The 26,562-nt window shown below is 47.5% G+C and carries 29 protein-coding genes; 5 read left to right on the top strand and 24 right to left on the bottom strand.

Annotated elements, in window-relative coordinates:
- Positions 1-18 precede the first annotated feature (18 nt).
- The 8 genes from ASC49_RS18925 to ASC49_RS18895 form a co-directional block, all read right to left on the bottom strand.
- Positions 19-201: a DUF3150 domain-containing protein gene (locus ASC49_RS18925; protein ID WP_055464783.1), complete on the bottom strand. Its 183-nt coding sequence runs from the start codon at positions 199-201 to the stop codon at positions 19-21.
- 98 nt (positions 202-299) lie between these two features.
- Positions 300-1,067 carry a hypothetical protein gene (locus tag ASC49_RS18920; protein WP_055464782.1) on the bottom strand — a complete coding sequence of 256 codons (768 nt, stop codon included), beginning with the start codon at positions 1,065-1,067 and terminating at the stop codon, positions 300-302.
- Positions 1,067-2,026, bottom strand: a complete 960-nt coding sequence (locus tag ASC49_RS18915) for an AAA family ATPase (RefSeq protein ID WP_055464781.1) — start codon at positions 2,024-2,026, stop codon at positions 1,067-1,069. Before ASC49_RS18915 ends, ASC49_RS18920 begins: the two co-directional genes overlap by 1 nt.
- A 209-nt stretch (positions 2,027-2,235) precedes the next feature.
- Positions 2,236-3,252: a YqaJ viral recombinase family nuclease gene (locus tag ASC49_RS18910; RefSeq protein WP_055464780.1), complete on the bottom strand. Its 1,017-nt coding sequence runs from the start codon at positions 3,250-3,252 to the stop codon at positions 2,236-2,238.
- A 60-nt stretch (positions 3,253-3,312) separates the two neighbouring features.
- Complete coding sequence (locus tag ASC49_RS19935) at positions 3,313-3,456, bottom strand: hypothetical protein (RefSeq protein ID WP_008844794.1); 144 nt, start codon at positions 3,454-3,456, stop codon at positions 3,313-3,315.
- A gap of 81 nt (positions 3,457-3,537) precedes the next feature.
- Positions 3,538-4,356, bottom strand: coding sequence for a phage recombination protein Bet (bet, locus tag ASC49_RS18905; RefSeq protein WP_000414662.1), 819 nt, complete (start codon positions 4,354-4,356; stop codon positions 3,538-3,540).
- A 79-nt stretch (positions 4,357-4,435) separates the two neighbouring features.
- On the bottom strand, positions 4,436-4,855 hold the full coding sequence (locus tag ASC49_RS18900; protein WP_012368368.1) for a single-stranded DNA-binding protein: 420 nt from the start codon (positions 4,853-4,855) through the stop codon (positions 4,436-4,438).
- Between the two features lie 15 nt (positions 4,856-4,870).
- Entirely contained in the window at positions 4,871-5,197 is a 327-nt protein-coding gene (locus tag ASC49_RS18895; protein WP_023584057.1) for a hypothetical protein, read from the bottom strand.
- Between the two features lie 367 nt (positions 5,198-5,564).
- Here ASC49_RS18895 and ASC49_RS18890 point away from each other — a divergent pair, with 367 nt between their 5' ends.
- From ASC49_RS18890 to ASC49_RS18880, 3 genes are all read left to right on the top strand, one after another.
- Entirely contained in the window at positions 5,565-6,167 is a 603-nt protein-coding gene (locus tag ASC49_RS18890) for a hypothetical protein (protein WP_055464779.1), read from the top strand.
- 203 nt (positions 6,168-6,370) lie between these two features.
- Entirely contained in the window at positions 6,371-6,694 is a 324-nt protein-coding gene (locus ASC49_RS18885) for a helix-turn-helix transcriptional regulator (protein WP_055464778.1), read from the top strand.
- Positions 6,688-8,004 (top strand): type II toxin-antitoxin system HipA family toxin, encoded by a 1,317-nt coding sequence (locus tag ASC49_RS18880; RefSeq protein ID WP_055464777.1) that lies wholly within the window; start codon positions 6,688-6,690, stop codon positions 8,002-8,004. The genes ASC49_RS18885 and ASC49_RS18880 overlap by 7 nt, the downstream gene beginning before the upstream one ends.
- Positions 8,005-8,147: 143 nt before the next feature.
- Here ASC49_RS18880 and ASC49_RS18875 read toward each other — a convergent pair whose 3' ends face one another.
- The 11 genes from ASC49_RS18875 to ASC49_RS18825 all read right to left on the bottom strand — a co-directional run bounded on the left by ASC49_RS18875 (position 8,148) and on the right by ASC49_RS18825 (position 21,485).
- Positions 8,148-8,678, bottom strand: a complete 531-nt coding sequence (locus ASC49_RS18875) for a hypothetical protein (protein ID WP_055464776.1) — start codon at positions 8,676-8,678, stop codon at positions 8,148-8,150.
- 28 nt (positions 8,679-8,706) lie between these two features.
- Positions 8,707-9,837: a tetratricopeptide repeat protein gene (locus tag ASC49_RS18870; RefSeq protein WP_055464775.1), complete on the bottom strand. Its 1,131-nt coding sequence runs from the start codon at positions 9,835-9,837 to the stop codon at positions 8,707-8,709.
- Positions 9,838-9,851: 14 nt separating this feature from the next.
- The gene (locus tag ASC49_RS18865; protein ID WP_055464774.1) at positions 9,852-10,748 is read right to left on the bottom strand and encodes a DarT ssDNA thymidine ADP-ribosyltransferase family protein; all 897 of its coding nucleotides are present in this window, start codon (positions 10,746-10,748) and stop codon (positions 9,852-9,854) included.
- 9 nt (positions 10,749-10,757) lie between these two features.
- Positions 10,758-11,441, bottom strand: coding sequence for a DarT1-associated NADAR antitoxin family protein (locus tag ASC49_RS18860; RefSeq protein ID WP_055464773.1), 684 nt, complete (start codon positions 11,439-11,441; stop codon positions 10,758-10,760).
- 274 nt (positions 11,442-11,715) lie between these two features.
- Positions 11,716-15,408: a conjugal transfer protein TraN gene (gene traN, locus ASC49_RS18855; protein WP_055464772.1), complete on the bottom strand. Its 3,693-nt coding sequence runs from the start codon at positions 15,406-15,408 to the stop codon at positions 11,716-11,718.
- A 2-nt stretch (positions 15,409-15,410) separates the two neighbouring features.
- Positions 15,411-16,439, bottom strand: coding sequence for a TraU family protein (locus ASC49_RS18850; protein ID WP_039995231.1), 1,029 nt, complete (start codon positions 16,437-16,439; stop codon positions 15,411-15,413).
- On the bottom strand, positions 16,423-17,550 hold the full coding sequence (locus tag ASC49_RS18845) for a TrbC family F-type conjugative pilus assembly protein (protein WP_022609811.1): 1,128 nt from the start codon (positions 17,548-17,550) through the stop codon (positions 16,423-16,425). Before ASC49_RS18845 ends, ASC49_RS18850 begins: the two co-directional genes overlap by 17 nt.
- A 7-nt stretch (positions 17,551-17,557) precedes the next feature.
- A complete protein-coding gene (locus ASC49_RS18840) occupies positions 17,558-18,070 on the bottom strand; it encodes a S26 family signal peptidase (RefSeq protein ID WP_022609810.1) in 513 nt (170 codons plus the stop codon).
- Positions 18,054-18,401 (bottom strand): hypothetical protein, encoded by a 348-nt coding sequence (locus ASC49_RS18835; protein ID WP_055464771.1) that lies wholly within the window; start codon positions 18,399-18,401, stop codon positions 18,054-18,056. The genes ASC49_RS18840 and ASC49_RS18835 overlap by 17 nt, the downstream gene beginning before the upstream one ends.
- Positions 18,394-20,793, bottom strand: coding sequence for a type IV secretion system protein TraC (gene traC, locus ASC49_RS18830; RefSeq protein ID WP_055464770.1), 2,400 nt, complete (start codon positions 20,791-20,793; stop codon positions 18,394-18,396). The genes ASC49_RS18835 and traC overlap by 8 nt, the downstream gene beginning before the upstream one ends.
- The gene (locus tag ASC49_RS18825; protein ID WP_024103821.1) at positions 20,793-21,485 is read right to left on the bottom strand and encodes a DsbC family protein; all 693 of its coding nucleotides are present in this window, start codon (positions 21,483-21,485) and stop codon (positions 20,793-20,795) included. The genes traC and ASC49_RS18825 overlap by 1 nt, the downstream gene beginning before the upstream one ends.
- Positions 21,486-21,854: 369 nt before the next feature.
- On the opposite strand from ASC49_RS18825, the gene ASC49_RS18820 reads away from it, so the two are divergent.
- Both ASC49_RS18820 and ASC49_RS18815 read left to right on the top strand, forming a co-directional pair.
- A complete protein-coding gene (locus ASC49_RS18820; RefSeq protein ID WP_000212004.1) occupies positions 21,855-22,121 on the top strand; it encodes a type II toxin-antitoxin system TacA family antitoxin in 267 nt (88 codons plus the stop codon).
- Positions 22,112-22,618, top strand: a complete 507-nt coding sequence (locus ASC49_RS18815; protein ID WP_055464769.1) for a GNAT family N-acetyltransferase — start codon at positions 22,112-22,114, stop codon at positions 22,616-22,618. Before ASC49_RS18820 ends, ASC49_RS18815 begins: the two co-directional genes overlap by 10 nt.
- Before the next feature lie 40 nt (positions 22,619-22,658).
- On the opposite strand, the gene traA is transcribed toward ASC49_RS18815, so the two are convergent.
- The 5 genes from traA to ASC49_RS18790 form a co-directional block, all read right to left on the bottom strand.
- On the bottom strand, positions 22,659-23,045 hold the full coding sequence (traA, locus tag ASC49_RS18810) for a TraA family conjugative transfer protein (RefSeq protein ID WP_055464768.1): 387 nt from the start codon (positions 23,043-23,045) through the stop codon (positions 22,659-22,661).
- The gene (gene traV, locus ASC49_RS18805) at positions 23,042-23,608 is read right to left on the bottom strand and encodes a type IV conjugative transfer system lipoprotein TraV (RefSeq protein WP_141656884.1); all 567 of its coding nucleotides are present in this window, start codon (positions 23,606-23,608) and stop codon (positions 23,042-23,044) included. Before traV ends, traA begins: the two co-directional genes overlap by 4 nt.
- 74 nt (positions 23,609-23,682) lie before the next feature.
- Positions 23,683-24,972 (bottom strand): TraB/VirB10 family protein, encoded by a 1,290-nt coding sequence (locus ASC49_RS18800; protein WP_023266687.1) that lies wholly within the window; start codon positions 24,970-24,972, stop codon positions 23,683-23,685.
- A gap of 2 nt (positions 24,973-24,974) precedes the next feature.
- On the bottom strand, positions 24,975-25,874 hold the full coding sequence (locus ASC49_RS18795; protein ID WP_342667557.1) for a TraK domain-containing protein: 900 nt from the start codon (positions 25,872-25,874) through the stop codon (positions 24,975-24,977).
- The gene (locus tag ASC49_RS18790; protein ID WP_025441422.1) at positions 25,855-26,481 is read right to left on the bottom strand and encodes a TraE/TraK family type IV conjugative transfer system protein; all 627 of its coding nucleotides are present in this window, start codon (positions 26,479-26,481) and stop codon (positions 25,855-25,857) included. Before ASC49_RS18790 ends, ASC49_RS18795 begins: the two co-directional genes overlap by 20 nt.
- Positions 26,482-26,562 lie beyond the last annotated feature (81 nt).

The following is a 26,562-nucleotide window of genomic DNA, read 5'->3' as shown; positions in this document are numbered from 1 at the left end:
GCTTCTTTCTTAAGCCTTTCAAAGTTCGCCAATGCCTCTGGGTCGCAAATTTTTTTTACTCCCTAAGCTGGCAACATCCTTCGGTGGAAGTTGGCTGCCATTGGCTAATCTGAAATCTTCAGGCCTTAGTTTTTTTCTACCGCTCCAGATGGAACAGTCGATGTGACAAATCAAAAGTTTGTCGAGGGTTTGAATACTCATAGTGCATCCTCATGTGATATGGGGACGCACCACTCCCAACAGGAGCAATGGCCCCCGTTTGGGTGGTAGTAGTTGACGCGCTAATGGCAATATCACTATCAGAAATAGTAATTTTGCGAATCAGGCGACGATTGGTTGAGATCGATTTTCGCAGGCATTAAGTCCAGTGCTTCAGCTATCGGGCGAATCCGCTCTAAATCACTGCCTAGCAACCGCAATACATCTTTTTCCAACTTCAGTTGGTCGGATACTTCTATCCCTTCAGGACTCGCTACTGTGAGCGAACACAGTGGTGGTAATTGACGCTTAAAGGCCAGTAACAGCAACAATGGCCACGGGCCATCATCCGTGTTAACAATGCCAGCGCCTTCACCTGACACCATGCTGATTTGATTGGTACTAGGTAATCCGCTTTTGCAAAACCCTAATGACCATTCTCCAATCCTGACCTGGTTATCATCAATAACAGCCAAGCCATAGGCTTCAAGCAGCTTTGCCATATCGAACAACGCTTTTTTCGCCAGCGATATTTGGCCATTGACGTCCTTGCGAGTACGAAACTCCCAACTGACGTTATTGACGCACGCGACACTATCTAGCGCATTTGAGAGTTCAAATGGCCGCCCTTGATGATCAATGCCGACTTGTCCAACCAATCGATAACCCTTGTTGATTTTCTCATTGATTCGTCGGTCTGCTTCAGCGTTAGGATCAGTCGAATCAATCAATCGCTGCTGCGACAATTGACCGGCTTTTCCAAACCGAACTTCAATCTCCTGGGTATCCGATCCAACGTAAATGGCCCATTCTTTGGCTGTCCCATCAGAATGACGGTAACGGTAAAGAGCAAAGCACTTATCCATCATCAATCCTCCCAATGGTCACCGAAGACATCAGCGGCAATACGGTGAATGGCTTCTCGTTGCTCCAACTCAGCACGAGCCGTCAAAGACCGAACCAGTGCATACTCCACTGCGTTAGGAGCGCCTTTAAAAGCAAGTGTTAACTTTGCCCAGCGCACCAAGGTCCGAGTGGACATAGTGATACTAAGCTCAGCACCACCATCCGCGCCCCCAATAAAGAGACGACGAATGTCACCAGCCACTTTCACCATTTTTTGGCGAAAGACTTCTGGCAAGCCCGGCGCAACATTTTCCAGAATGGCTTCCTCTACAGAAGGCTCTGCATAGGTCGCTTCGATGATTCTAAAGCGATCAAGAAAAGCCAAATTCTGTTGGAGCACACCTTGATACAAGCCCGTTTGATCACCGCTGCCCGCACTGTTGCCGGTAGCGATAAAACGAAACTTGTTATGTGGCATGATGATCTCACCGCCATTTTGTGCGATGACCAACGGGGCACCTTCCAAAATGTCATTGAGCCCAGCCAGTTCAGCAGGCTCAGCAAGATCCATTTCATTAATGATCAGCAAATGGCCATGCTTGACAGCCAGTGCCAGCGGCCCATACACAAAGGTCATGTTGCCATTAACCAGTGTGTGGTGACCGATAAGATCGGACAACTCCAATCGACCGTGCGCAGTAATTTGCTGAACAGGCCAATTCAATCGAGAAGCAACTTGGCAAATTAGCGAGGTCTTACCGCATCCAGTGGGGCCTGTAATATACAAACCGTCACCGTCTGGGTGAGACAAGAACGCCAATACGTCACGTAAGTCTTCTTTTCTAAAAACATACTCGTCCTTGCGAACGGGAATGTTTGGATGGGTAGTGTCGGCACTAAATCCTTCCAGAACGAAAGCATCAGGAGCCGGGACATTAAACGCTTGATTCACTTGAACCAAAAATGGGGATTGTTCTGTCATGGTAAACCTCATTAGTTTTAACGAGGCCCCATGCCCCAACAGGGAATGAAGTCCCCGTCGGGTGGTGTGTTGATTGTGGTATGGCTGTGTATGTAAGAGTTCAGCTCGCTCTATCATTCGTACCCAGCATTGGCTACGAGTGAAACTGCTTTCTGATGCACTCGATGTAAGCGCATGAGAAAGGAGCCGAAATCGGCTCCAAGTGAACGTTAAAAGTAAAATGAGCTCGGCGAGTCACCTGGCAGAACCAAGTTATCTTGCTCAAGACTGATTTTGATTGGTGTTTCAACGGGCTGATCTGGCTTATTGGTGCTGATGCGCAACCGCTCTTGTGGCGCTTTTCGGTAAGCAGCTAAAACCTGTTCGTCCAGCTCGCCTAATTTATCGGTGGCCAATTGCTTATAGTCCACCGTCCCCGCCATCATGTAGCGGCTGAGTTTGACCCCAGCATAGTCGGCATGAGCGTAGTTACCCATCATAGCGACCAATTTCGACTGAGCTTCTCGCATTTCCTCTTTCAAAGATTTAATGTGGTTTTCCAGTCGGACCACTTCGGCATGTGCTGAGCAATACTGCCGTGATAGCGATGTCCAGCGGTATTGGGCTTCACCCTTGGGAACAAAACAATCTTGCTCAGGGCATTTTGACGGTTCTTTTTTGGTCTGTACTAACTCCCAAAACTGAAGCGCTGTTTCTTGCAACTCAGTTAAGAACGCCGCGTCTCGTTGTATTTCAAACTCAATCAGTTGATCCTCAAAATAGAAAACCAACCAACCTCGCGTGCTATTGGCGACCAGTATTTGATGCTGTACTTGCACCCAATACAACTGATATGCCTCGCTTTGTTCTCTGTGAGCTTGCACATCCTCAAAAACTGACTGGCAAGGACATTTCAATTCAACGGGTTCACCCGCATCGTTGATGCCATCAAAGCTAGCTCGAAAGATTGCGTTTTGATCGGCTTCTGCACATAACGGCAGAAGAAAGTCATTATGCGCATTCTCAAATGCTCGCCTTGCTTGAGGCTCCAACCGAATACCTCGAAGCACATTAGGATTATTCGACAGGTCTTCCGGTAATACGAATCCGGTTTTTTCTGCCCATAATCGCCAAGGTGTTTTGTAGGGTGAACGCCCCATAATAATTGGGGCTTCAGATGCCGTAACCCCTGCAATGCGCCACTGGTGCCATGCAGGAGTACGTTGTGATAGGTCGATAACCTTCATATTGCCTCCTTTGAGGGGAGACTCCCCCGAAGGAGAGAACTCCCCTTCAGGGTTAAGTGGTTACTTTGCAGCTTGTGCTAACGCTGTTTGGTGCTGAACAACACTTGCTTGAACCGAATCAATTGCCGCTATACCGGCTTGAATCGAACCTACGACAAGGGCAACAACCAATACCAAGCGAAAAAGTGAGGCTGATTTAGTCATGGAAGATCTCCAAAAAATGACGAGACCTTCCCCCTGACGGGAGAATAATCCCGCCAGGGTTAGTAAAATGAATGCGTGGCTCTAAGAAGCTAAAGGCTGTGTGAGCGCTTTGGCTGCTTGTTGCTGTGCATTAAATATTTCTTGTTTCGCAAACGTCAGTTCAACACCTTGAAAATGTTCATTGGCATATTCCAATGCACTATTCCAAGCGTTTGAAGCTTCCGCCCGCTCGATAAGCTTGTAAACAAGCCCTCGGGTTCGATCATCAACTTGCTCGGGTGGAATCACTGATGGCTCAACAACGTGTGTTGCTTGGCCTTCGATAATTCGCTCCGCTTCGTCTTGATCGAAAATTCCCACAAAGCCAAACGCAATGCGGGAACACTGGATCATGGATTTATGTCTTAGCATTCGCTTAGTGTGCGTCTGCCATGGACCATCTACACGGTAAGGGCCATTTTTGCCGTTACCTTCAAAAGGCGGTCGATAGACTTCATCCAGATACTCAGTGATTTTGACTGGGTGCGAACGGTCGCGCCGATAGATGATGCATTCCATCCATTCAGGGCATTCTTTCGCGCCATCCAGTGAGACTTTGTTTTCTGAAGTCTTGAACTCCATGCCATCAAACTGGTCGTGTTGATTGATGATGCGAGACCATCCATCGACACCTACCACTGGGATAATCCCAGCTTGTTTATCAGGGAACGCAAAAATCTCTTTGGTGAAAGGGTTCAAACCGTACTGATCTGCAACCACCAAGAGCGCCATCATCTGCTCATTGGTCGGTGCACTACCGTCACGTTGCTTGAATGCTGTTGCTTTTAGGGTATCGAACAACTTGTTTGGATCGACACTAAAGCGCTCAGCAAAGCGTTGGATTAGCTTTGGTTTTTCCATTATGGACTCCGACAATCAAAGTGGGAGTCTGCCCCTGACGGGAAAGTACTCCCGGCTGGGTTAAAGCGTTATCGCTCGGTTAAAAATCTGGTTCAGGATAAGTTTGTGCCCAATTAGCTTGGGAGCTCGCATCATCCGCCGGTGATGGCTCAGATGCTTTGTTCACACTATCAAGAAGCAGAAACTCGTCCGCGTCCACTTCGGTCAATCGATGCTTAATGCCATCTTTCTCCCATGAGCGCGTGCGCTGAGGCCCTTGAACAAAAAGCTTCGCTCCTTTTTGGATCAAATCTTTTGCTCTTAGCCCTAACTTAAATCCACCACGATCTCGAAAAACGACCCGATGCCATTCCGTATGCTCTTTGAGCTCATTGGATTGACGGTCGCGCCATTTCTCAGAAGTGGCCAGTGAAATGCTGGTCACTAAATCACCTGATGGATAGGCTCGCGTCTCTGGCTCAGAGCCAACGTAGCCTATGAGTGTTACTTGGTTTTTCATGATGTTCTCCTCGTCTTAGTTGAACTCTGTGCACACAGTTGCTTCTACCCGACTGGGCAAAGAAGACTGACGACGCAGATAGGTTGGTATTTCGAGTAAAGCCATGTCGTACTGATGTGGCTCTTTGTAAAACGCAGATGTCAAACGGGGCATACCAGGAGCTTTAGGCACTGCCATTGGACGACGTTTTGATGTTGGTGTGAGCAATCGCTTGATTTGAGTAAGTACAAATCGAAACGGGCGCACGCTTTGACGAGCAAGTAATCGCAAAAGCGACCAGCTCAGTTTTGCAAGCAACATAATGCCTGCGATTTGGATAATAAATCCGAAGATATATTCCATTGGTGACTCCTTAATTTGGTTGTGAAGGAGTCACCCCCAACTGGGGAAAACTCCCCCAGTTGGGTGGTGAAAAGGCGAACCGTAAGGAACGCATGGTTGCGCATGTAAAAACATGCAGGCTATTTGTTTAAGGAGGCTAGCTACCTCTTAGTACCACTGAGAATACTCAGCGGCGGGCTTCCTTTGAGCTCATGCTCTCAGGCGCAGATATCACTGAAACAGATCAGCAATATTTGATAGTCAGTGTAACCGTCTTATCCAGACAGGATAGTTAGAAAGATGCTCAATTCTTCCACCTAGCTGAAAGGCCATTACCTCACAGAGGATTAGGCTAGGGACTGATTATTGTCATATCAGGAGCAAACTTATGGCCCAAGCAAAACCTAATTACTCTAAACCCATCTTTGAACAATCATTCACAATTAATAGCTTACAGGCGCAACGTGTCGTTGACCGTGTTTTTAAACGGACGGTCAGTGCGCTTTACGGAATCGATGTCATCTTGCGCATCATTGGCGATGAGAACGAAATTGATGAAGTGGAACAAATCATTAGCCAGTTGATCGAGGATTGTGCTAAAGCGGTAGACAACGAACAAGCTCGTTTGGACAAACTGATGGAGTCCAATGGCATCGATGAAGTACCTGACTACACCGACCCGATAACCTTCAACGCCAAAATAAGCTCGCCCCAGGTTGGCCAGTTTGTCGGCTTAGTTCGCAAACTCGATGCATTGATGATTTCAATGGACACACTCTGGTTGTCCAGCGTGCTTAGCAACAAGCAACGTGTTGATGGCAACTACGCATGGCAACAGCGCATCATCAAACTGGCTCGACGCATAATTGATATCGAAATTCGAGCACGAAAATCAGCCCAAGCTAAGGGTAAAGAAGCAGAAGTTGAGCAAGCGGTGCCTTCAACCGATGACGATATCACTGTAGAGGAAACAGATACCCCCGCCAACTAGGCTCCCATCAACCAGCCCCTCTCGAAGGGGCTTCCTACAAATCACATAAAGTCCCTAAATGGTTACTCTAACAGACAAAAAGCTACTTAATGTAACCAATTAAGGACACTGAAATCACTACTTGACAATATCGAATTAAAGTCCTAAATTAAGAACATTAAGTAGGAATAGCTAGCATAGTGTAACCAAAGTAGGACTTTATAGTGAAAGGCGTGACAGCTACAGCATTAGCAGAAGAGATCGGCGACAGATTGAAGCAAGCGCGACTAAATCGAGACCTAACACAATCTGAAGTTGCGGATCTTGCTGGCATTGCCCGCAAAACGGTTTTGAATGCAGAAAAGGGAAAAGTTCAGCTCGACATCATGATTGCGATATTAATGGCATTAGACCTCACGCAGCAGATTGATCTATTTCTCCCTAAACAAGAAATTTCTCCCTTACAGCTGGCCAAACTGCAAGGAAAGAAAAGGCAGAGAGCCTCTGGCCAGCGCAGTAACAAAGATGAGGAAATACCAAAATGGTAATGGAAGTCATTACAATAACATACCAAGACGATGTTGTTGGTGCAGTGAGTTTTGACACTGAAAAGGGACTTGGGTCATTTGAATATGATCCAGGCTTCATAAAAAAAGGTGTCGAGCTGTCCCCGATCAAAATGCCATTATCGAATCGCATTTATAGCTTTCCTGAACTGGATTTCAATACCTTTAAAGGACTACCAGGCTTAATCGCTGACTCCTTACCTGATGATTTTGGTAACGCAGTTCTCAACGCATGGGTTGCAGGTCAAGGTCGTTCACCGGGTGACATTACACCACTGCAACGCCTCCAATATACGGGAAAGCGAGGCATGGGAGCTCTTGAGTATGCGCCAGCTACAAAGTTACGAAGTTTAAATGCTTCACAACAAGTAGAAATCCAATCGCTCGTTTCAATTGCACAAGAAATCTTAGATTCACGAGGTAATTTTGAAGTAGAACTCAAACAAAATGGCCAAGACGATAGAGAGGCAATGATGTCTTTATTATCTGTTGGCATGAGTGCGGGAGGAGCACGACCGAAAGCCGTATTAGCATTTAATGAAGATTTTACTCAAGTTCGCTCCGGCCAAGCCAAAGTGCCAAGTGGTTTTACTCATTATTTGATGAAATTTGACGGCGTTAGTGAACACAACAAAAATCAAGAAACCTTCGGTGACCCATTAGGCTATGGAGCAATGGAGTTTGTTTATCATTTAATGGCTAACAAATGCGGTGTCGATATGATGCCATGCAGCTTACTCAATGAAGGCAATCGACGCCACTTTATTACACAACGGTTTGATCGAATTAAAAACAGCAAGGTACACGTACAAACGCTAAACGGGCTTGCCCACGTTGATTATAAAAAACCGGGGGCATTTTCTTACGCAGAGTTATTTGGCATTGCCAGACAGTTGAGGCTTTCTGCTGTTGAAGCTGAGCAGCTATTCAAGCGTATGACGTTCAATATTATTGCTCGAAATCATGACGACCACTCAAAGAACTTTGCCTTTATTCTGAAAAAAGACAAATGGTCTCTCGCACCAGCTTATGATTTAGCTTATAGCTATAAACCAGGCAGTAAATGGGTGAACAGCCATTGGATGAGCTTGAATGGTAAACGAGATAACTTTACACGAAGTGATTTCTATAGTTTAGAGAAACTTAGCCCAGTTTTTAACAAGAAGAAAATCGACGATATTATTGATGCAACGATTGAGCACGTATCAACTTGGCGTCAGCTTGCTGAGGAATGGGATGTACCAAAAACACTGATAGATGAAATACAAGAAAACTTGCGGCTCGATATTTAGTTAGCAGTAAAGTAACTATTCCTGTAAGCAAAAAGGATGGCCTCTTATGTGACCCCACCCACCCCAAATAAGAATCTGAGTGGATGTCAGCTCATCCTTTTAGAAAGGAGCAATTCTTGGCCGTCTCGATGAGCGAGGCCCTATCAGCCAAAAAACAGGCCCTTCATAGTGTCTGCCTTGCCGTGTTTAAACTCATCATCCGTGATGATCATAGCTTTAGTTTGTGATGAATTAACGAGGAATACACGACCATCTCGACGATACATTTTGAATACATATTCATACTGCGTTTTATACTGTGGTTTCGAAAAAACTTGTTTAGAAAACTGAGCCGAGAGTGACTTATATATATCGTTACAAACGAAGCCTAAACGACTTTCATTGGCCTGACCCATCATGAAGGTTCCATAGGAGTCACCATCATCAAAAGCGACAAAAACTTGAACCTCTTCAGATGAACCATTCCCAGAGAAGATAAAGTTACAAACTCGACCATCTAACTTTTCGTCACCATCACGATCGACCTCAAAGATTTGCTTGGTCCCTTTGTTGACGTAGATGGGGGTTCCCCCTTTAACAATCGCGACGATCCATACTTCACTGTCCCTTAAGAATAAATCGCCAAGATTTCGTAGTTTTTCCGCTTTAACAGTCTTTTTAAATAAGTTGAACATATTTTCACCACCCCGAAAAAATTGAAATTTACTGCTGACTCTCGAGCCAACGAATAGTTAAACGTACATTTTTTGTGAATCTAGAGGAGTCGACTTTACCCTGGGGTACACCAGATGCAGTCAAGAACGTGTCACATGTGTTCTCAATCTCGAGATCAGTAAACTCTGAAGAGTCCTTAAATGAACTATCTGCCAAATCGATCAGATAAAATCCAACGATGATTACCAGCGCATTGATTTCACCAAGGTTTTTACTCGCCATGTCTTCATAGATAGGGATCGCCAGTTCAAACGCTCTCATCACGGCAGATTGAAATTCTGCAATGTCATCTTGGCTAGCACCAAAAATCAGGTTGTTTGCCAGCGTTCTGCACTCTCTTACCGCACTGTAAAGTTCAGCTTGTAAACGGTCGTCGATCTTGATATCAAAAAGCCCCGCTGTATGGTTCTCGCGCGACTCGGACAACTCTTTTAAGTTCAGTAGCACTTGCTTGCGCGCTTCAAACATCTGTTCGTGATCGCGGCTCAGGCAACATAAGACGCTCTTAAAAAATACAAAGGCCTTGTTCGTATCAAAGTCTGTTGTGATATTCGAATAAACAGAGTGATCAATCCCACAATTAAGCGCAAATTCCTGATGAACTCCACCCATCTCGGCTAGCTCGCTGAGTTCCTCAGAAATGAATTGGGTCGCCGAATCGGCATCTTCAAGCAAGAAGTTTTCAAAGAGCACTTCTGCATATCGTCTAGAAAAATGATCAATGCCGTCATCTCGCATTTGGCCTCTAACTGTTTCACCGTGCTCTTCTTCGAAGGAAAGAAAGCGCCCTAACTTGGCTAAATTTACTTTTGCACCCACAGAACAGTTCTCTTCGTCCACAGACTCACCGGATAGCTCCATCTCTATTACTTTATTGAAGTCATCTTTAGCTTCAAGAGATCGCTCTTGAATCATGAAACAGGCCCCGCGATTTAGAAATACCGATGCATGAAGCGGGTTAACCTCGATTGACTCCGTAAACAATCGGATAGCTTCGGTTTGATTCCCAACCTGATTGAATCTAAGCGCTTTTTGAAACAGCTCTCTACCTTTTCGCTCGCGTTCTTGCAGGCTGTTCAGCGCACTCTTTTTTTTATAAAACGATGGAAACAAAGACATATCACCTACCCTCTTTACACTACAGCACTTCGCCTGTTGAAGTAGAAACCATCAGCAGTCACCACACTTCTGTACCTCGAATCGACATCATCAATACTCTGGACGTAGATATTGTCGATATATTCGCTAGGAATGTGACTCATCACTAAGACTTCGGCCTGGGAGTCAGAAGGGTACTCTGGCCCCGGGCCTCCGCCTTCAAACGTAAACATCTTTTCAAGCGCCTTGACTCCCGACAACGACTCATCCGGCAGCGAAGATATTTCCTTCGTTGCAGCGTTTCGATAGCAGAAAAGACATTCCAATTCCCACAAAATTCTCGATGGTAGGCTCAGTACAACCCAACTCTGGCTTGGTTCAGCCATCCGATATTTGTAAAACATAAGGTCGTTAGGATACGAAATGGATAGTGAAATCATATGTTCACGACCATCGAATCGGTTCATATCGTTAGATTTGTGGTGTTTGAAAATCTCCCCGTTATAGCTTTTGCTATTCAATCCGAGATCTAGAACGCTTTGAAGGTTCTCCACAGTGGTAAAGTGAAGCAGCTCCTCAATGCCCCGTTCTACACAAAATGCTTTAATTAGATTTCTTTCGTCGGTTTTAGAGTACTTTCCGATACCGTAGATATTCATAACCTGGTCGATGACAGCTAACCTGATCGGAATCGTTGACTGATAGTTACCCAAGGGTACAAGCAACTCCATGAGCATGAGACTCGCCTTATTCAGGTTCATCGAAGCCGGATCAGCAGCGAGCTTCACTCCACTCAAATTAGCGAAATTTTTAACCTCGAGAAATCCGGTATTCGCAACAGAAAGCTCAGAGATAACAAAATCTTCAGCCGCCTCTTTAGAGGGAATTTTTCTCAACACTGCGTTTAGCACTGTTTCGATGACGTCGTTCATAGATCAACCTCAGAACAGCCGGCTTTGCTTGGGATCGGCTTTAGATACATTTTTTGAGAAGGTTTCGATAAAAACATCCGGTGAGGCCAGCACCGTGTCCAACAGATTTTTTTGTTGTAAGGAGACAAAAAGCGCAGCAGATCGGGCCTGGCAATTTATGCTTTTTTTGGGGTTAAACTCGATATCGGTGAATGCGTTAAAGGTCGCGACTTGTTCGGCCAATTTTTTATTCGATCGCAACGTATTGATATAAATCCAATCATAAAAAATGGTTACGGGCTGCAACGGCCACAGGCGATTTTTACTGATGAAACCAACTAAATCACCGCTCTCTAAGAGTCTCGGGTCTCTTTTAGCCTCCTTTGGCGAGACATTGAGAAGATCTTTGAATGGCCCTCCCCGTTCAAACACCTTGGATGACTGAAATATATTTTCAACGGGGACAGATCGACCATCAGCCATCGTAACGGACAAATTGAACGCGCTTAAATTCACGCCAAGGGGGTCATCGCTCTTAGTGGAGATCTCTAAAAGGGACAGTTGAGCGTCGCGTTCGCTTGCAGCTTCATGGAGAGATTTAATCGAATTTTTCTTTTGCGTAACCGACAAGCCAGGATGCCATTTAAAGTCGATCTCTTCGACTTTTACATACGGAAATGCTTCTTGCGCGATGAAAATGGGTCTACTGGCCAAGCGATCTCCTTTTGTCTTTGGTTCTTACTATCTAGTTAAGTCACTATATAACGAATTAGTCTCTCGACATAGAATTCACGCTTCGAAATTGATATTTCTTAGGGCATATCTCTGCTCGATAGTAGCTTGGCTGCAGCCACTAAACTACTCAACAGCATCAATTCAAAGATACTTTTTAAACTTGGCTGTCATCACCGCCAACGTATAAGCTGTATTTCAGGCCATCCCGAACCAAACAACAATTTAGAACACACGGATATGGTGAATTATCAAATCAATTATTCCCCGAAATTTCTTCCGTCGCCTCCTGACGCAGTTTCTGGGTATCCATTCCGTTTAGCCTTTCAATAGCTCTGTCTGCGGCACTTTGACGGTTTCCATCCACGTTTAGCGTACTTCCTGAGCCTGTGAGTCGTTCCAGATCCAGTGACGGTACTTCGGGTAGGTTGCCTGTTATCGATAAGATACCTATCCATTCATCCAGATTGACTTGGCTCCAATCTACCTGGTTTAACTGACTCGCGGTCAATCCTTCACAGTCTGGAGACTTCGCACTGCCCCAGCCAAGGCCCAATTGAGGACGCACTTGTTCTTGAATGATCCGTGAAAGTGGCGAAGTAAAGCAGCAATATGATTGCCGTTTCTCAACACAGGCACCTAAGAACTTAGACTTGCAGTAAGAGCCCACATAGTGGCAACTCTTCAATACCCGCTTAGCGTTCATCTCAAACTCACTCTGCTCACATTTCCAGATAAGCTGAATGAGGATCATGGTGACTGAATAAATCATGTAGGCCGTCATAACCGTACTCAGAACAGCGCCCGCAGCGCCACCCAGCGCAAAGTTACCACCAGATACGACACCATCGGCTCCAACCGCGCCACCAACGTTGCTAAACAGTGCCGATTGCGCCCCCGAACCAAAGGTCGTACCTACCCATTCAGCCGTTTTGTTGGTCAACACCTGCATGAAGCCAGTCGCAGCTTGCTCCGCTCCAGCGCCAGCAGCCGTTGATGGCCCAGCCCCCATGAGAGAGTCCCATGCAGACACAAAAGGCTCTTTAACCGCACTCCAAGTGCTCGTGATTGGCTCTCTAAGCGTATTCCACGAACCATAGATTGCCGAAGACGGATTCATGGCCATGACTGCCGTATCAAGCTTGTTAACCGCCACTATCATCGTGATGTAATCCGATAACGACACGCCACTTGGCTTTTCACAGCAATCCACTATGCCACCAACGGCTTTTTTGCACTGGCCAGCATTACCTTTAAAGACCGTACACTCGACGTTATCTTGGCCATCAGCTCCCGTACATGACATATCATTGGTCATAAACTGCGCAGCATTGAGCATCGCAGCGGCCTCTGCAAAGTTAGCCTGCTTGATTGACTCTGGCTCTAAACAATCTGTGCCCATACAGCGAACTGGGCCCTCACAGTTGAATTGAGTTTCCATTCGTGCATTTTGCACTTCAACGCTTTGTCCGCAGTCATACACCAAACTTTGGATATAGCAGAAGCCTTCATGACCAGCCCCGCCTTCAGTGCATTCGGTTCTGACGTACTGGCAGGCTGGGTTTTGCTCTAGCGCGGCACACGTATTGGTGGTCGTGTTTTGTCCGTTATTGACGATGGTTTGCGTATTACCATTGGCATCTACCCAGCTTTCTGAGCTGCCCATGTTGAACTCTGGATGAGCAGTCGAAGCATTGTAGGTTGCTCTTGCCCTCCAGCATGAGAGTCCCAGTCCATCAGAGCTGCCGCGACTGGTTAAATGAGCAGGAGACGAAACAACCGCTGGATAAAGGCTCCCAAGATTGGCCAACTCGCCACTACCAACCGTTAACCCGTCGATTCGTTTTGTGCCCGTATCCAAACACTGCCACTGCACGGCAGTAAACTGATCCGTTTGCATCAAGCATTGGTCTATGCCCGGATCACTTGATTGATGAACAACGTCTTGCTCTAAGTACTTGCCGGAGAAGGTCAAGGAAGCACTCAGTTTCGCAGGAGCCAAACACTTCTGAACTTCTCGGCTGCAAGTATCGAAATCGACTTTGTTCCAGCCGGACTCGCATCTGGAACGAGTGATTTCCTGAGGTTCATGCCACGAAATAATCGACCCATTAACGACCTTACACAATGAACCAACCAAAGTTCCTTTTGGACAGGTCATTTCAGGGTATTTAATAGACGGTTTCGTCTCAGTCACCGTCTCCTTATTGCCCGTCAATGAGAGTGTCGTTTTCCAACCATTTGCCTTGGATGGCGACTCGGTGATTTTTATCTCAGTATTTTGATTATCAAAAATACTCAGCGTCGCGTTTCCAGTTTGCATGGTGTTGCTGTGCTGTGGAACAAAGCTGAGCGTTTCAGAGCTAAAGCAACCGCGCTCAATGGACCAGCTTTGTTGATGGGTTTCAGCGGATACACGTCGCTCTAACTGACACTGAGTAAGCGTGCTGATCTTTTCGCACACCTGGTAATCCGGTACATGCTTGATTTCAGTGAATGGCGTAATCGTCTGAGTAGGCTCACAGGCCTCAAAACTACTCGGCATAAGATTAGATACCACGCACTTTGGATCGCTGGTTTGCAATCCACAGTCATAGGTATCGGTAAAACGAATGCATTCACCTTTATCATTGGTCTCGGCACATTCTGACGACATGAATCCACAGGAAGGATTTGCTTCAAGCACTTGGCAGGCCTGATTTTCAATCCCCTTATAGCTTTCATCATCCACACTGACTTGTACACGCCGACACAAAGGCGATATGCCAGCCACTTGGCTTGGGGCAAAGTAGGATTCACAAACTGAAACACCATTGACCACCGTACATCCGTTGGTTGAAGACGGCTGATCCGTGCATTGAATGCTGTAGTCTGAAAACTTAGCCGGGATATCCGCTGCTTGTTCGATACAGGATTGCGGCGACCAACTATCATTCATCACCACCTTGGTTGGATCAAAGCGCACCTTGATGCGTGCATACCCCTCACCACTACCCGTAACCGATACGCGAATTTTTACCGGCACTTCTAAACCGGGCTCTACCGCTTTTAGCTTGGCAGTGAGATCGGTATTTGGATTGCGCTCCCAACTGGTACTGAGCTCGCAGCGACCTGCCGTTTCTGGTGGAAAGTTATTGTTCGGCCCAGACCAGACTTTCTGATCGCCAAGCCACACTTGCATGTAGTCATCCCATTTGGCGTACTCAAGAACGGCTGAAGTAATCGCATCGGGGTTCACGACTTTGAGAGTGATAGCCTGTTCAAACACTTTACAACGGCCACTCCAGTAGTTGTCGCCAATTCGTCCAATCCAAACTTCAAGACATCCCTCACCACAAGAGCGAAGGTTCATTGGTCCTAAAACATGCTCAATGATGCCAGCCGTGTAATCGTGAGTAATAGTGCAGCTGTTAACCGCTGTATTGAGCCTGTCACATTGCTGGTAGTTTGGGCTGCCTTCACCTTGAGACTCACAGCCTGGGAAGCTTTGGGTTAATAGATTGGGGTCAGTTTGAACCGCATCGGTTAATGCCCAAAGCGGATCATTGACCATGTCTGGCCGAGACCTGTCTTTGATTTGCTGTAGCGAGCGAAACGCCTCACTCGTAGCGCCACTTTCGGATGCCATGCTCTCTTGGCGCTGCGTCCCCAATTGATTCATACTGGCATCAGAGCCATAAACGCCCGTTAAGACATCCAATGAGCCCTGATCCATACCAGGGAAAAGCTCTTGCAAGTTAATGGACTCATTACCACTGCCACTCGGCACCAACAATGTATTGCCGTTAAGTGCGGGCATCGTCCAATTTTGCAGTAATTGCTTACCTTCTTGTTGTCCGCTTAGGCCGGATTGGCGCTGCACATCAGCGGCCACACCATGTAAGGGCAAGCACGCCATAGTGATTGATAAAACACCCGCTAAAACTCGGGTAAAAAGTGTTGGTTTCATATTTAACCTCCCGAGTTACAGCAGTCTTGCCAGCGCCACAAAATGTAGAGCGCATCTTCACCGGCACCAGGTATTGTTCGCCACTCTCCCCATTTCATGGTGCTTTCACCGATGACATGCGCACTTTCAGTTTCCGGTACAGGGAAGAACATACTCATCTTGTATTGGGATTTCGGCAGCATGGGTTCGATAACAGGTCGGCATAGCGCACTGTTCCCCATTGTTCGTCTTGCAAGACCACGCCTGTGTTGAGCCGCGATTGCACGCGCCGCTAAATGGCTGGTGTTTTCTGCTAATGAGCCAAAGGCTAAGGTGTGGCCAGATAAGGGATAGAGATGGCCCCAACTGCCAGCACACCAAAACAACTGATCGATGGGTTTACCAAGCGTTGATGAAGCAGCGTCAGCGGTACAAGCAGATATAGCCAATGGATTGGCAACGGCAGCCGCTTCAGGCTGAGTAAAAAAGGCCAGTTCATCGTTCAGCCATGTTGGGTCCAATTCCGACAAATACATCAAGTCAAAGTCCATGTAACCATCGGCATTGCAATTGCCATCCATGAACAAATCGAGCATGACCAAAAGCGGAAAGGCATAATAATGGTAATGGTAGAAAGCGAGATCACCGGTATCGTATTCACCCTCGCCATGACCACCTTGCAGTCGCCTATCACCTAACGGTAAACGAATCCCTCCCAGGGAAGGCGAGCAACCTGGCGTTCTGACCAGTTCAATCAAACGCGCTGGCTCCCACATACTGGTAACAATACCTGGCCTTGGCACGCCTAAGTTGTCTTCACATAAGCAAAATGACTTATTTGATGCGCCGCTTGGGACATTGCCAGAGCCAAGAGGAAGACCGGCAACCCGGATAGGAAAAATGCATGACCAGCAAACATCCGTCAGCAACTTGCCGGACAATAACCCCGCGTCTGGGCAAGTCAATTCGGCTTTTGCAGGAATAGAGGCGCTTAGGACAAACATGACAACGAGAGTCCGCATCAGACGATACGTATTATTGAGCTTTTTCATGAACAAGCTCCTTTGCTGGAATTTCTTCTATTTCAAACGCGAGTCCCTTTGCTTGAACAAACGATGGGGTGACTTGCAAATCAAAGCGCTGCTTTAGCGAGGCATTGAGAAGATAAACCGGACTGTCCAATGTCTTTTCGAGCGCATTGAGGCTATTCCAACCTTGAGCACGGTCGAGCTGCGTGGTGATAAGCGTAATGCGGCGCAGCGTCCTATCTTGGCCCTCAAGCCAATGCGCTACTGCGTCCACTTCTTCAGCGTTCGACGCATTAAACACCACGAGCTGCTGAGTAAATGGCAAGGCTTTTAGCGGGTTAATACGCGTTCCTGCTGGGATCAATGTTCGGCCATTGGCATCCAATAGTGGCCGCTTCATGACGATGGTTGGATCAACCATTCTTATCCGATACTGCGTGGCTTTGGGTAAGTCAGTGAAAGTTTGGCGAGACCAGAAACGCTCAATGGCTTTTTTCTTTAACGCGCCCAGGTCAAGCGACTGTAAACGCTGCATCGCCACTTGCATCAAATCCGGTTCTAAAATGGAATGAATAGGACCGCGTTGACCCAATGAACCGGTATTGCCTGTTTCAATTTGACGCTGCAACCAGTCCTTGCTGTAAACCCCTAGTGCACTTGCAGTCACCTTGTCATCTTCTATGCGGAAAATGGCAGGCACGCTAGTCACCCGCCAGTGCACAAAGGCTTTCGGATCGATTCGAACCTGAGGAACAGGATCAAGTCCCACCATCAGCGTATGCCAATCACGGATAGCCGCCCCCAAGGTCTTTCCTTCAGGAATTCCCCGAAACAACACAATAGCGCCGGTAGCACTGGCCTCTTTAAATAGCTGCTTCAGTGAGGAATCACCCAATGAGGACGACGCAAATATCAACCATTCATCGCTGTGTTTGAGCGACACAGGTTGTTCAACCGGTGCAAAAGGCTCAATAAATTCAGATGAGCCATCCACAGCACTTTGTAAAATGCTGCGGCTCATTTCGACGATCTTTTTGTCCTCGTCAGACAACGGAAAAGGCTCTTGTGCCCAGGACACTTGAACCCAAGACAATTGAGCAACCAACAAGAATAAGAGGCATAGTCTTCTCATCATCCACCTCCTACCAAAGTGGCCAAGCGCGACCGACAATCTGCTCGCGCTTAACGGCATTCCAATAACGGGAGTCGAAACTCGTTGCGGCCTCACCGGAAAACCAATATTCGTTTTCTTGCAGCGTCAATGAGCGGCTAAATTGTGATTCCGCCACACCAAGACGCTGGGCTAATGCCATGCCGGTAGAGACTTCAGCACCATTCACCAGCACATGCTCAGGGGTCACCTTGACTTCATCCCCTGGCATCCCTGTTAGGCGTTTCAGCATCCGAGTACCGTCGTTATATAACGGAGCGAGTCCTTTTGAGTGGAAGGCATACAAACCATCCTTAACGGGCTCTTTATTCCATAGGTCAATCAGATACACCGTGGTATCAGGCAGGCAGCGCTCTTGCTGGGTATCAATACCTATTCGGTAGCGCATCATGGCGTAGGTGCCTACCAAGGCCATGATTAACGCAAGAACGGTCAACCGAATGAGATATGGCCGCCAAGGCATTCTTTTACGGAGTATCTGCATGAGACACCTCCTTTGAGCCAACTGGCACAAATATGGAATCATCAGCACCCACCACCGCTTGGGCATCCAGCACGATAAAACCGGCTGCTTTTAGCTTTTCAATTTGCTGATTGGTCTGAAGCAACCTGGATTCGATGTCTTGTTCGCTGGCATTGGGGCCCAGTGACAACACCGCCTCCCCAAAATCCACGACTGCAATGGGCGTACTTAACGCCAACTGGCTGTGGATGGGTTCGAGTGTTTTCATTAAGAGCCAGCTGGTCATTAAACCGCTACCAGCAACAGACAAAGTAATAGAGGCCATAAATGGCCAAAGCGTGAACTTATTCATAGCCTCGCTCCTTTAACAGCTCGGAAATGGCATCAGCAACAGAAAGGCCTTTGCGCGTTAACTGCTTAATCGCGTTTACATCTTCTGCACGGGACGAGTACAACAGCTTGTGAAACGGATCGACGATGAGGCGGCCAATCCCGGTGCCCATCTCGGTAATAAAGAAAATTTCGGAATAGACACCAGTGACGGTATGAACCGTTTTCAGGTATTCATAGCCGCCTTCACCTAGTGGCAAGCGACCTTCTTTTTTGAGTGCGTTGATGGTTTCAGCTTTTTGGCCAAGCAGGTACATATTGGCCGAGTTTTCAGCGATGGCTTTACCTGTAGGGCTGTCATACAAATCGTTGACCGATTGCGTTACCGTTACAGCACTGCCACCATATTTTCGAAATCGACGGTAACCCGTCTCGATGAACTTACCGACATCACCTTGAGTCAGCAGATCCCAGGCTTCGTCAATAAACACAATCTTGCGACGATCCCGCTCACCTAAGTACATCTCCTGTTGGATTTGGTAGATAAGCTGAAGCAACACTACTTGTTGTAGATGCTTACGCCCCTTGAGCTCTTCCAACTCCAGAACGGTGAAACGGTTTTTGAAGCGAATATTGTTGTGACCATTAAAGAAACGGCCATATTCGCCCTGTGTCGTAAACGGATAGAGCTGCTCACCCACGTCTTGCACACGTCGGTCTTCGTGATTTTTCAAGGCCTCTGCCACATCATCAACCAACATGGCACGACCTTTTTTCTCCCACAGTTCACGGGTCTGACGCTTTAGGTTGGCCATCTGAAAATCGGTTAATGACTGCGTAGGTGCGGCCATTGCGGCCAATAACCCAACCAGTACATCCGCTTCTTCGTCATAGTCCTCAACAATTTCAAACGGATTTAAGCAAATGCCACTGTCCCGCCCGAACTGTAAGAACTCACCGTCATAGACTTCACACAGCTTTTCATAAGAGCGGCCAACATCAATCACCCAGCATTGCCCGCCTTCTGATAAGTAGGAAGAGATGATTTCGTTCACCAGGAAAGACTTGCCCGATCCCGATTGCGCCGCTATGCAACAGTTGTAATTACTGCCCGAGTCATAAAGGGATACACTCATGATCTGGCCATTACGGGAAACAAAGTTAATCACTGGCGTACCCGTGCCTTTCCAATCCGCAAACAAAGGCAACAGAGGGATCACATGCCGTGTCGCCATAGTCTTGAATCGAAACAAGTCGTTCATCGCCTGTCGGTCAGCACCAAATGGCAAGGCATTCAGGAAAATGGGCAAACAGAAGTACTTGTCTTCCATCAGCTCAAATCCGAGTTCTTTAAAGTAAGTTCGAGCATTTGAAACAGAGCTGATGGACGCCTCTTCCGTTGGTGAAAACAGCGTTAAGGTCATATTTGCCCGAATAGGACGATCACCTTCTTGCAAAGCTTCAAAAAGAACATCAAACCCCTTTTTCTTGGCTGCAAGCACCGGCACAAACTTGAGCATCGGGCCATAGGCCTGATTGACCGCCCATTGACGCTTCGTCTCTAAACGAGATCGCATCGCCTCAGCTGAAGGAAAGTGAATGGTGACATTCAGCAAAAAGCTTCCGCGTAAACCGCGACTGCCCGTCATCATATCGCCCGCAAAACTTGCGGCATGACCAAACCAGATCCGCTCAGGCAAGCGCTTAAACGATAAGGTTCTAACTCGGTAATCACCCAGCATCAGACCTTGGCTATCCACCTTGATAGCTCGGTCATAATCCAACACTTGCTCTCGAAGTGGTTTATCTGCCTCACTTCGAATTGGAGATGGATTACGCCAAGAAGCATCTTTTCCCCAGTTAAGCTGCGCACTTAATGCCGCGAGCCAGTTCCGGTCAGTCATCTCAGTAACGCGAAAACCAACCGTTGTCAGCGCCTGCGCGAAAGAAGCACGAAGCGCGGATGCTCGACTCAACTCACGCTCCGTCGGTATAGGACTTTCCAAAGGCAATTTGCAGGTGACAATCAGTTGAAAGTTGCGTACCTGAGTCTGGGTCGATTCTTCTATCGGTTGAACCGTGCCCCCATCGAGGAAATCCGCACGTTTGCGTATCGACGCCCTGAGTAATGGATCGGATTGACGATGCCGTAAGCCCATCATTCGCTGAAGGTCGGTTTGAATATCAGGCGAGGCGTACAGGCCAAATTGCAGCAAAGTGTCTTTTGGCCAGTCGTTGTTGAGTAGAACATTAACCCTGTCTGCAACAGACTCATCACCACCCGGCAATGGGTCACATAGAAAACCAAAGCCAACACTCTGGTCTTCCATGAAAAACAGTTGCTCATCGTCGGAATAGGCCAATACTGGCAACAGCTCAGAAGCGCGTTGCCCTGAATACAGAGAGGCTTTCATTAACGCCCCTCCAACCAAACAGAAAGGTCATAAGGACGGCCTCGGCTGATGCGACCATCATTGGCGACGATGAAAGGCACACCTTGAATGCCAAGGATTTGAGCCGTCACCAAGGTACGCTGCATTGGCTCTAAGTTGCAGGCATCATCCTGTTCTAGGTTACCAATCCGGCCATTGAGCAATGCATCGGTGGCCGCTTTCTTGTCACGCGCACAGCCAAGCTGGCGAACCTGACGCTCTGAATCAGGACCAAGCACTGGCACAGGGAGTATTTGGAAGGTGTATTCTTTGGTTAGCGGTAAAGCTTGTTTCAAAAGCTCATGGCAGTGCGGGCATCGTGGGTCAACAAAGACCACCACTTTCTTTTTGCCTTCGCCCAGCGTCAGTGGGTTCAAATCATCCATTTTTAAGCCAAGACGACTTAAGTCCAGCGTGTTACCCGCTTCACGAATTTCTTCAAGGCTGGTAAGCGGCTTTTTCGACCAGGCATCATAGAGCGTGCCATCAATGACGAACCGGCCACTGTCTGACATGAAAACAATACGGCCATTGCTTTCGACCGCTTTCATACCCGTGACAGGTAAAGAAACCATGCCGTCAATTTTGCCAACGGGCGACACTTCAGACACAGGTTCAGCTTGAACCAATGGAGACAGCGCAAGCGCCAGAATAATTGGAGATAGTTTTCGCATGAGGAGTCCTCGTTAATGTAAATCGAGGCTCCAGTCTATGCAGTTGTCCTATGTGGACTCGGTTAGATAGATTGAAGAATTGGATGCCTTGCTAGGGTGCCACTTGTTGTTACGCACTATTGGTAACGGTATAGCTATCATTCTGAAAGTTGACAGGTTCCTCCCTGCCAGACCTCTGGTTTACTTAAGTCTATTTTTTCATACTCTAGGTGTTAAATTTCACAATGGTTTAAACCAAAAAGAGTTACGTACCGTCGAAATACAACTAACCAACTCTCAAAGTTCCAAGAACAACACCGCGTGTATCTATTGACTACACAAAAAAACCGTTTAAACTGTGTATTAAGTAGATATACGGAGGATGGTGTCATGGCTACAAAGACAGCCCCAATCAACATGCGAGTACTGCCATCGGTAAGAGACATCATCGATGCCGCAGCAAGTTTAAAAAAAGTTGATAGAACCGTGTTCATTCAGCAAGCAGCGCTCAATGAAGCGCATAGTATACTGGCAGAACAGCGGGATTTTGTTCTAGAAGCAAAGGCTTTTGAAGCGTTTGATAACGAACTTCGTGCGGAGCCACAGACTCTTGAAGGTATGAAAGATCTGTTTAAAAGGAAAGCGCCTTGGGAATAAGTGCACCAACCCTACTCACTGCTGATCACGAGATTAACGCCTTTCAATGTGGCATCGAAGAACTCGATACTTGGTTAAGAAAGCAGGCGTTAAAGAGTCAAAAGCGGGGAACCGCGAGAGTGTATGTGGTCAATGACACGGAAGTCCATCAAGTGATTGGGTACTATGCCATTGCCATGGGATCAGTTTCCAGAGAGCAAGCCTTCAGTTCATTAAGAAGAAATAGTCCAGATCCCATTCCCATGGTGATTCTAGCCAGGCTTGGAGTAGATAAAGCCCATCAAGGTCAAGGCATTGCAGCCGGTCTTTTAAAAGATTGTATCATTCGCTCAGTACAAGCAATGAACGCTGTCGGTGGAGCAGGAATCTTAGTCCATGCTATTGATGGTAGTGCGCAAACGTTCTACAAGAAATTTGGCTTCAAAGAGTCAACGTTTGATCCTTTAGTACTCATGGCAAGGATCTGCGATATCGAAAAATCATTGTCGATAGACTGAGATGACGGCTCCCCTTGCACAAGAGAAGCCGTCTATATTATCAGGTGCCCAGTAAAACGGCGCTGATTGCTGGAACTGTTGTGCCAATGACTTCTTGAGTGCTGGCAATAACAGGTAAAGTTGCAGACATGACACTTTCAACGACGGTTGGCGTATTGTAGAGACCCATACCGCCACCAATGCCCAAGGCAAAAGCCATCAAGCTTTGGCGAGCGATACCGCCCACAATACCCACCAGAACCATGGCTCCCGCTACGATCCGTCCCAAAGTACCTTGGGTCCAATCTTTTAGGGTATCCCACACATCGGTGAAAGCATCACCACCGGTGCCCGCAAATGAGGGCTCCGAAATCATTAACGCCATTAAACCAAGCGCACCAATGGTCATTAGGCGCTGAGTTTGAATGGTGCGAACTGCATTTGTCATTCGTTAGTTTCTCCGTAGATACTCAAGTTATCGCGCTTACCAGCAGCTGACGCTGAATCGCTTTGAGTCTGTAGTGGACGTAGCACTGGCGAAACTGTTCGAGGTGCTGACACCCCAATATCCCACCGGCGCGGTTCAATTTCGGTAAACACGTAGCTGGATAAATTCAGATCTCCACGGTCATCCTCCCAAGGCGCAATCCAAATCCGCATTACCCTTGAAGGAATGCGAATAGGTGCAGATTGCTGCGTCTCGGGTAATGCTGGATGGCTCAGCAGTCCTGTCTCTAAATCAGATTGTGAATACCCAGAGGGAGAACCAATTCGAGTCGCCACAGCATCAATCGTCTTGGGTGCAGCGCCATTACTTGTAAGCTCATAGACTTCACGAGCGGATAAACAGCGCACACCGTCAGGCATACCTGGACATCCATATTCACTACTCCCAAGACCCAATGAACTACAGCCAGACAATAAGGTTGAGCCGACTGCCAATAAAAGTAATCCAGCTTTAGACCACTGTTTTGAATGGTGCTTTGGGTTGTTCTGCATTGATGTCGTCATGGTTAACTCTCCTCTGGATACACATCTTATTGTCTGAAACGGACTTCGATCGGTTAGCAACATGCAGGATTTTTTCATCTTCTTGCACCTCCCCCTTGCGAAGTGGCCAACGACAACGAGGCACCACGAGTGACTATGACTTCAATTTTCCTGGCAGCGTCTACCTCTATGACTGGGAACATATTTTCAGCCATGTCCAAATAGAACTTGGCCACTCGATCCAATGCTTTACCGGTGCCTTTAATCGCAGCACCTTGTAATGCTTCTTGGCTCATGACTTGCTGGTACAGCTGAGTATCACCGGCATTACCCGTCTGAATCGTCGGAACAGGATTCACATCAAATGCGCCTGCCAAGCCCTGAAGGAATCCGGCCATCATCGATTTGGCCACCAGCTGGCCTTGTTTCGACACTAATCGGCCACGAATACCGGCTTTGCCGTCTTCACCCACGGCATAAGAATCAAGTCGCGTTTCAATGACGCCACCATCTTCTCTCACACATGAAATGGTCTCGCCTCGCAAATAAGCACGCTCAGAGCTCAAATCACCGTAACCTGCGGCGATCAAGAAACACTCTTTGATATCCGCTCTAAATCGGTTGGGTAAAATGGCTTCCTTTTGAATCCTCAGCAATGCAGGAAAAGGCTCGCGTCTTGCGGACTCGTGAGTAGGTGCATCCAAACCGGTGATCAAAGTACCTGAGATGATGCTGCCCGCCGGTAGATACAAAGGCGGCGCTTCTTGCACAACAACCTCTGGTTCAGCAACCACTTCAGGCTCAATCATACGAATCGTGATTGGCGGCAATGGAACATCTCGTGCTCGTGTACCTTGGCCATTGGCTGGCTGCTGATAGAGCGGATCAGGCAGCGGCGCATTGGCAAAATAGTCGTCTGGGTTAGACGGCAGAGGCTTTTCGTCTTTGGGTAATTCCATGGCAGATAAAGGCACTTCAAAACGGCTATTTGTGCCTTCAACTGCTGCATCACCTCCTGCGCGAACATCATCAAGTTCCGCTCTAAGGCGGGCCAGCTCCGCATTGACCTCACTTGGTATAGAAGGCGAACCTGGGCTTAGCCGTCCTGAATCGACGTCACGACGCAAGCGCTCAACTTCACGACGTAACTGTTCATTGCGCTCACTGAGTAGTTTTACGTTCGCAGCCAAACTATCGACCCCAACATCACGAGTATTGGTATCCGTAAGAATGTGCCGGATCGTTTCCTGTCGGTTCCGACTACTTGAGCCATCGTCAGGATTAGGTGAAAACACCATCACCATAAGGATGAGACCACCAGCAATACCTGCAACCGATAGGCCCCGCTTCATGTTCGGGCTCATTTGTTCCCATTGTGCTTTCATCGTTATTCACCTCCCACAAGAAGCGAAGGTCGCTGACTTTCCACCGCTTCTTCACGATGATTGCGAACAACCACATACAACTCAGTCTTTTCACCCGGCAACAAGATATTGTGAGGCCAGTAGGCGCTTGCCACTATATCTGGTGTATGGCAGGCTAATTCACTGGCTTCTATCGGCTCATCGGCAAAGCTTTCAACCAGTCCTACATAGACGGTGAAGTAATGTCCCGACACAATTTGCCCCTGCTTAAAACCAAACTTTAAGCCCGGCTGAAAACATTTCGGGCTTGTGTCAGTTTGGCCAGCTAAACGGATGTCATAGCCTTGTGGTAACTCATTTAGTGCAAGGCGTCTGAGTAAGTCACGTAGGTTATCGACGTAAGGTTGAGCTGTTTCCCAAGTGGCGGCTTTGCGGTTCACGACGCCCTTAATAGGCCACTGCTGACCATCAATAGCTAAGGTGATTTCACGCGGTGGAATACGACGAGGTACTAAGGTGACAGATAACGCGGGCGCTTCCAGACCAGGCGGAGTGATGTAAAGTGAAACCGGTGATTCTTTGTCCGTGGCCACATATACAACATTCCCCTTGATTTGCGTCTGAGCATCACTGGTTGTTCTCACCTGAGGCGATTCAAACGGCGTCACAATCCGATTCAGATGGCCAAGTGCTACAGGGATCAGTTCATTAACCCCCGGTGTCATCAGTAGCGTTGTTGGCGTATCCGCTGCAACCGAATTGCTTTGAACCGGTGGATTTGCAGTAGCAGACTGCTTCATCACACTGGCTGGCACAATCGGCAATTCCACGTCTGCATACGACGCTTGAGATAACAGGACGCCACTCAAGCTCATTGCGATTAAGCTTGGTGTTATCCATCGACTAATTTTGGTTCGCATCATTCACCCTCCGGTTTTGCTCTTGGGTCAACTTTTCACGAACTCGCTTCGTTCTAGCTTGCCCCTCATACGTATCCATCCAACTGAGCTTTGGACGGTATTGCTCAATATCGATGTCAAACTCATAAGTGCGAGTTTGGCGCTGTTCATCTCCAGATGGCCCAGAAACCAAGGAATAACCGGTCACAAAGACATGGCCGGTTTCATACTCATACTCCACTTGTCTGGGTTGGAATTTGAGCGTGACTCGGTCTTCACGGATCTGTCTTGCCTGAATCTCCAGTGCATCGACCACTTGCTGGTACACCGCTGGAGAAAGTAGCGGCTCAATGGCAACCCGGATGAAAGACACATTACCCGGCGTCACGTTGCCCATAAGCTCAGCCAGGTAGAGTCCCCAGGATTCAAGGTAAGGTTGAGTGGCTTGGTTTCGTGACACTTCAGCCGTTTCAGACAAGGTTGGTGGTTGAATAGCTACCACGGTATTGCGAGAAAATGCCGCTATCGCAAGCAGCAAATTAGATAGCACCAACACCGCAATCAGGAACCGCTGCCATCGGTTCTCTAATTGCGTGCCTTGCCATGATTTTAAAAACACGTCGAACTTCACGGCAGATAGCTCCTGATAAATGGGTTAGGGATCGTCTTGGCTTTGGTTGGCAACAGCCCAGCCCAGTAGATGGCGTGAAGA

The organism is Marinomonas fungiae, assembly GCF_001418205.1.
Taxonomy (GTDB): Bacteria; Pseudomonadota; Gammaproteobacteria; order Pseudomonadales; family Marinomonadaceae; genus Marinomonas; species Marinomonas fungiae.
The sequence above is the reverse complement of the archived record's forward strand: the minus strand, read 5'-3'. Positions and strand labels throughout refer to the sequence as shown.

Excerpts from the sequence above, each read along its gene's own strand:
- ASC49_RS18925 (WP_055464783.1), bottom strand. The coding sequence starts at position 201 with ATGAGTATTCAAACCCTCGACAAACTTTTGATTTGTCACATCGACTGT.
- ASC49_RS18920 (WP_055464782.1), bottom strand. The coding sequence starts at position 1,067 with ATGATGGATAAGTGCTTTGCTCTTTACCGTTACCGTCATTCTGATGGG.
- ASC49_RS18915 (WP_055464781.1), bottom strand. The coding sequence starts at position 2,026 with ATGACAGAACAATCCCCATTTTTGGTTCAAGTGAATCAAGCGTTTAAT.
- ASC49_RS18910 (WP_055464780.1), bottom strand. The coding sequence starts at position 3,252 with ATGAAGGTTATCGACCTATCACAACGTACTCCTGCATGGCACCAGTGG.
- ASC49_RS19935 (WP_008844794.1), bottom strand. The coding sequence starts at position 3,456 with ATGACTAAATCAGCCTCACTTTTTCGCTTGGTATTGGTTGTTGCCCTT.
- bet (WP_000414662.1), bottom strand. The coding sequence starts at position 4,356 with ATGGAAAAACCAAAGCTAATCCAACGCTTTGCTGAGCGCTTTAGTGTC.
- ASC49_RS18900 (WP_012368368.1), bottom strand. The coding sequence starts at position 4,855 with ATGAAAAACCAAGTAACACTCATAGGCTACGTTGGCTCTGAGCCAGAG.
- ASC49_RS18895 (WP_023584057.1), bottom strand. The coding sequence starts at position 5,197 with ATGGAATATATCTTCGGATTTATTATCCAAATCGCAGGCATTATGTTG.
- ASC49_RS18890 (WP_055464779.1), top strand. The coding sequence starts at position 5,565 with ATGGCCCAAGCAAAACCTAATTACTCTAAACCCATCTTTGAACAATCA.
- ASC49_RS18880 (WP_055464777.1), top strand. The coding sequence starts at position 6,688 with ATGGTAATGGAAGTCATTACAATAACATACCAAGACGATGTTGTTGGT.
- ASC49_RS18875 (WP_055464776.1), bottom strand. The coding sequence starts at position 8,678 with ATGTTCAACTTATTTAAAAAGACTGTTAAAGCGGAAAAACTACGAAAT.
- ASC49_RS18870 (WP_055464775.1), bottom strand. The coding sequence starts at position 9,837 with ATGTCTTTGTTTCCATCGTTTTATAAAAAAAAGAGTGCGCTGAACAGC.
- ASC49_RS18865 (WP_055464774.1), bottom strand. The coding sequence starts at position 10,748 with ATGAACGACGTCATCGAAACAGTGCTAAACGCAGTGTTGAGAAAAATT.
- traN (WP_055464772.1), bottom strand. The coding sequence starts at position 15,408 with ATGAAACCAACACTTTTTACCCGAGTTTTAGCGGGTGTTTTATCAATC.
- ASC49_RS18850 (WP_039995231.1), bottom strand. The coding sequence starts at position 16,439 with ATGAAAAAGCTCAATAATACGTATCGTCTGATGCGGACTCTCGTTGTC.
- ASC49_RS18845 (WP_022609811.1), bottom strand. The coding sequence starts at position 17,550 with ATGATGAGAAGACTATGCCTCTTATTCTTGTTGGTTGCTCAATTGTCT.
- ASC49_RS18840 (WP_022609810.1), bottom strand. The coding sequence starts at position 18,070 with ATGCAGATACTCCGTAAAAGAATGCCTTGGCGGCCATATCTCATTCGG.
- ASC49_RS18835 (WP_055464771.1), bottom strand. The coding sequence starts at position 18,401 with ATGAATAAGTTCACGCTTTGGCCATTTATGGCCTCTATTACTTTGTCT.
- traC (WP_055464770.1), bottom strand. The coding sequence starts at position 20,793 with ATGAAAGCCTCTCTGTATTCAGGGCAACGCGCTTCTGAGCTGTTGCCA.
- ASC49_RS18825 (WP_024103821.1), bottom strand. The coding sequence starts at position 21,485 with ATGCGAAAACTATCTCCAATTATTCTGGCGCTTGCGCTGTCTCCATTG.
- ASC49_RS18820 (WP_000212004.1), top strand. The coding sequence starts at position 21,855 with ATGGCTACAAAGACAGCCCCAATCAACATGCGAGTACTGCCATCGGTA.
- traA (WP_055464768.1), bottom strand. The coding sequence starts at position 23,045 with ATGACAAATGCAGTTCGCACCATTCAAACTCAGCGCCTAATGACCATT.
- traV (WP_141656884.1), bottom strand. The coding sequence starts at position 23,608 with ATGACGACATCAATGCAGAACAACCCAAAGCACCATTCAAAACAGTGG.
- ASC49_RS18800 (WP_023266687.1), bottom strand. The coding sequence starts at position 24,972 with ATGAAAGCACAATGGGAACAAATGAGCCCGAACATGAAGCGGGGCCTA.
- ASC49_RS18795 (WP_342667557.1), bottom strand. The coding sequence starts at position 25,874 with ATGATGCGAACCAAAATTAGTCGATGGATAACACCAAGCTTAATCGCA.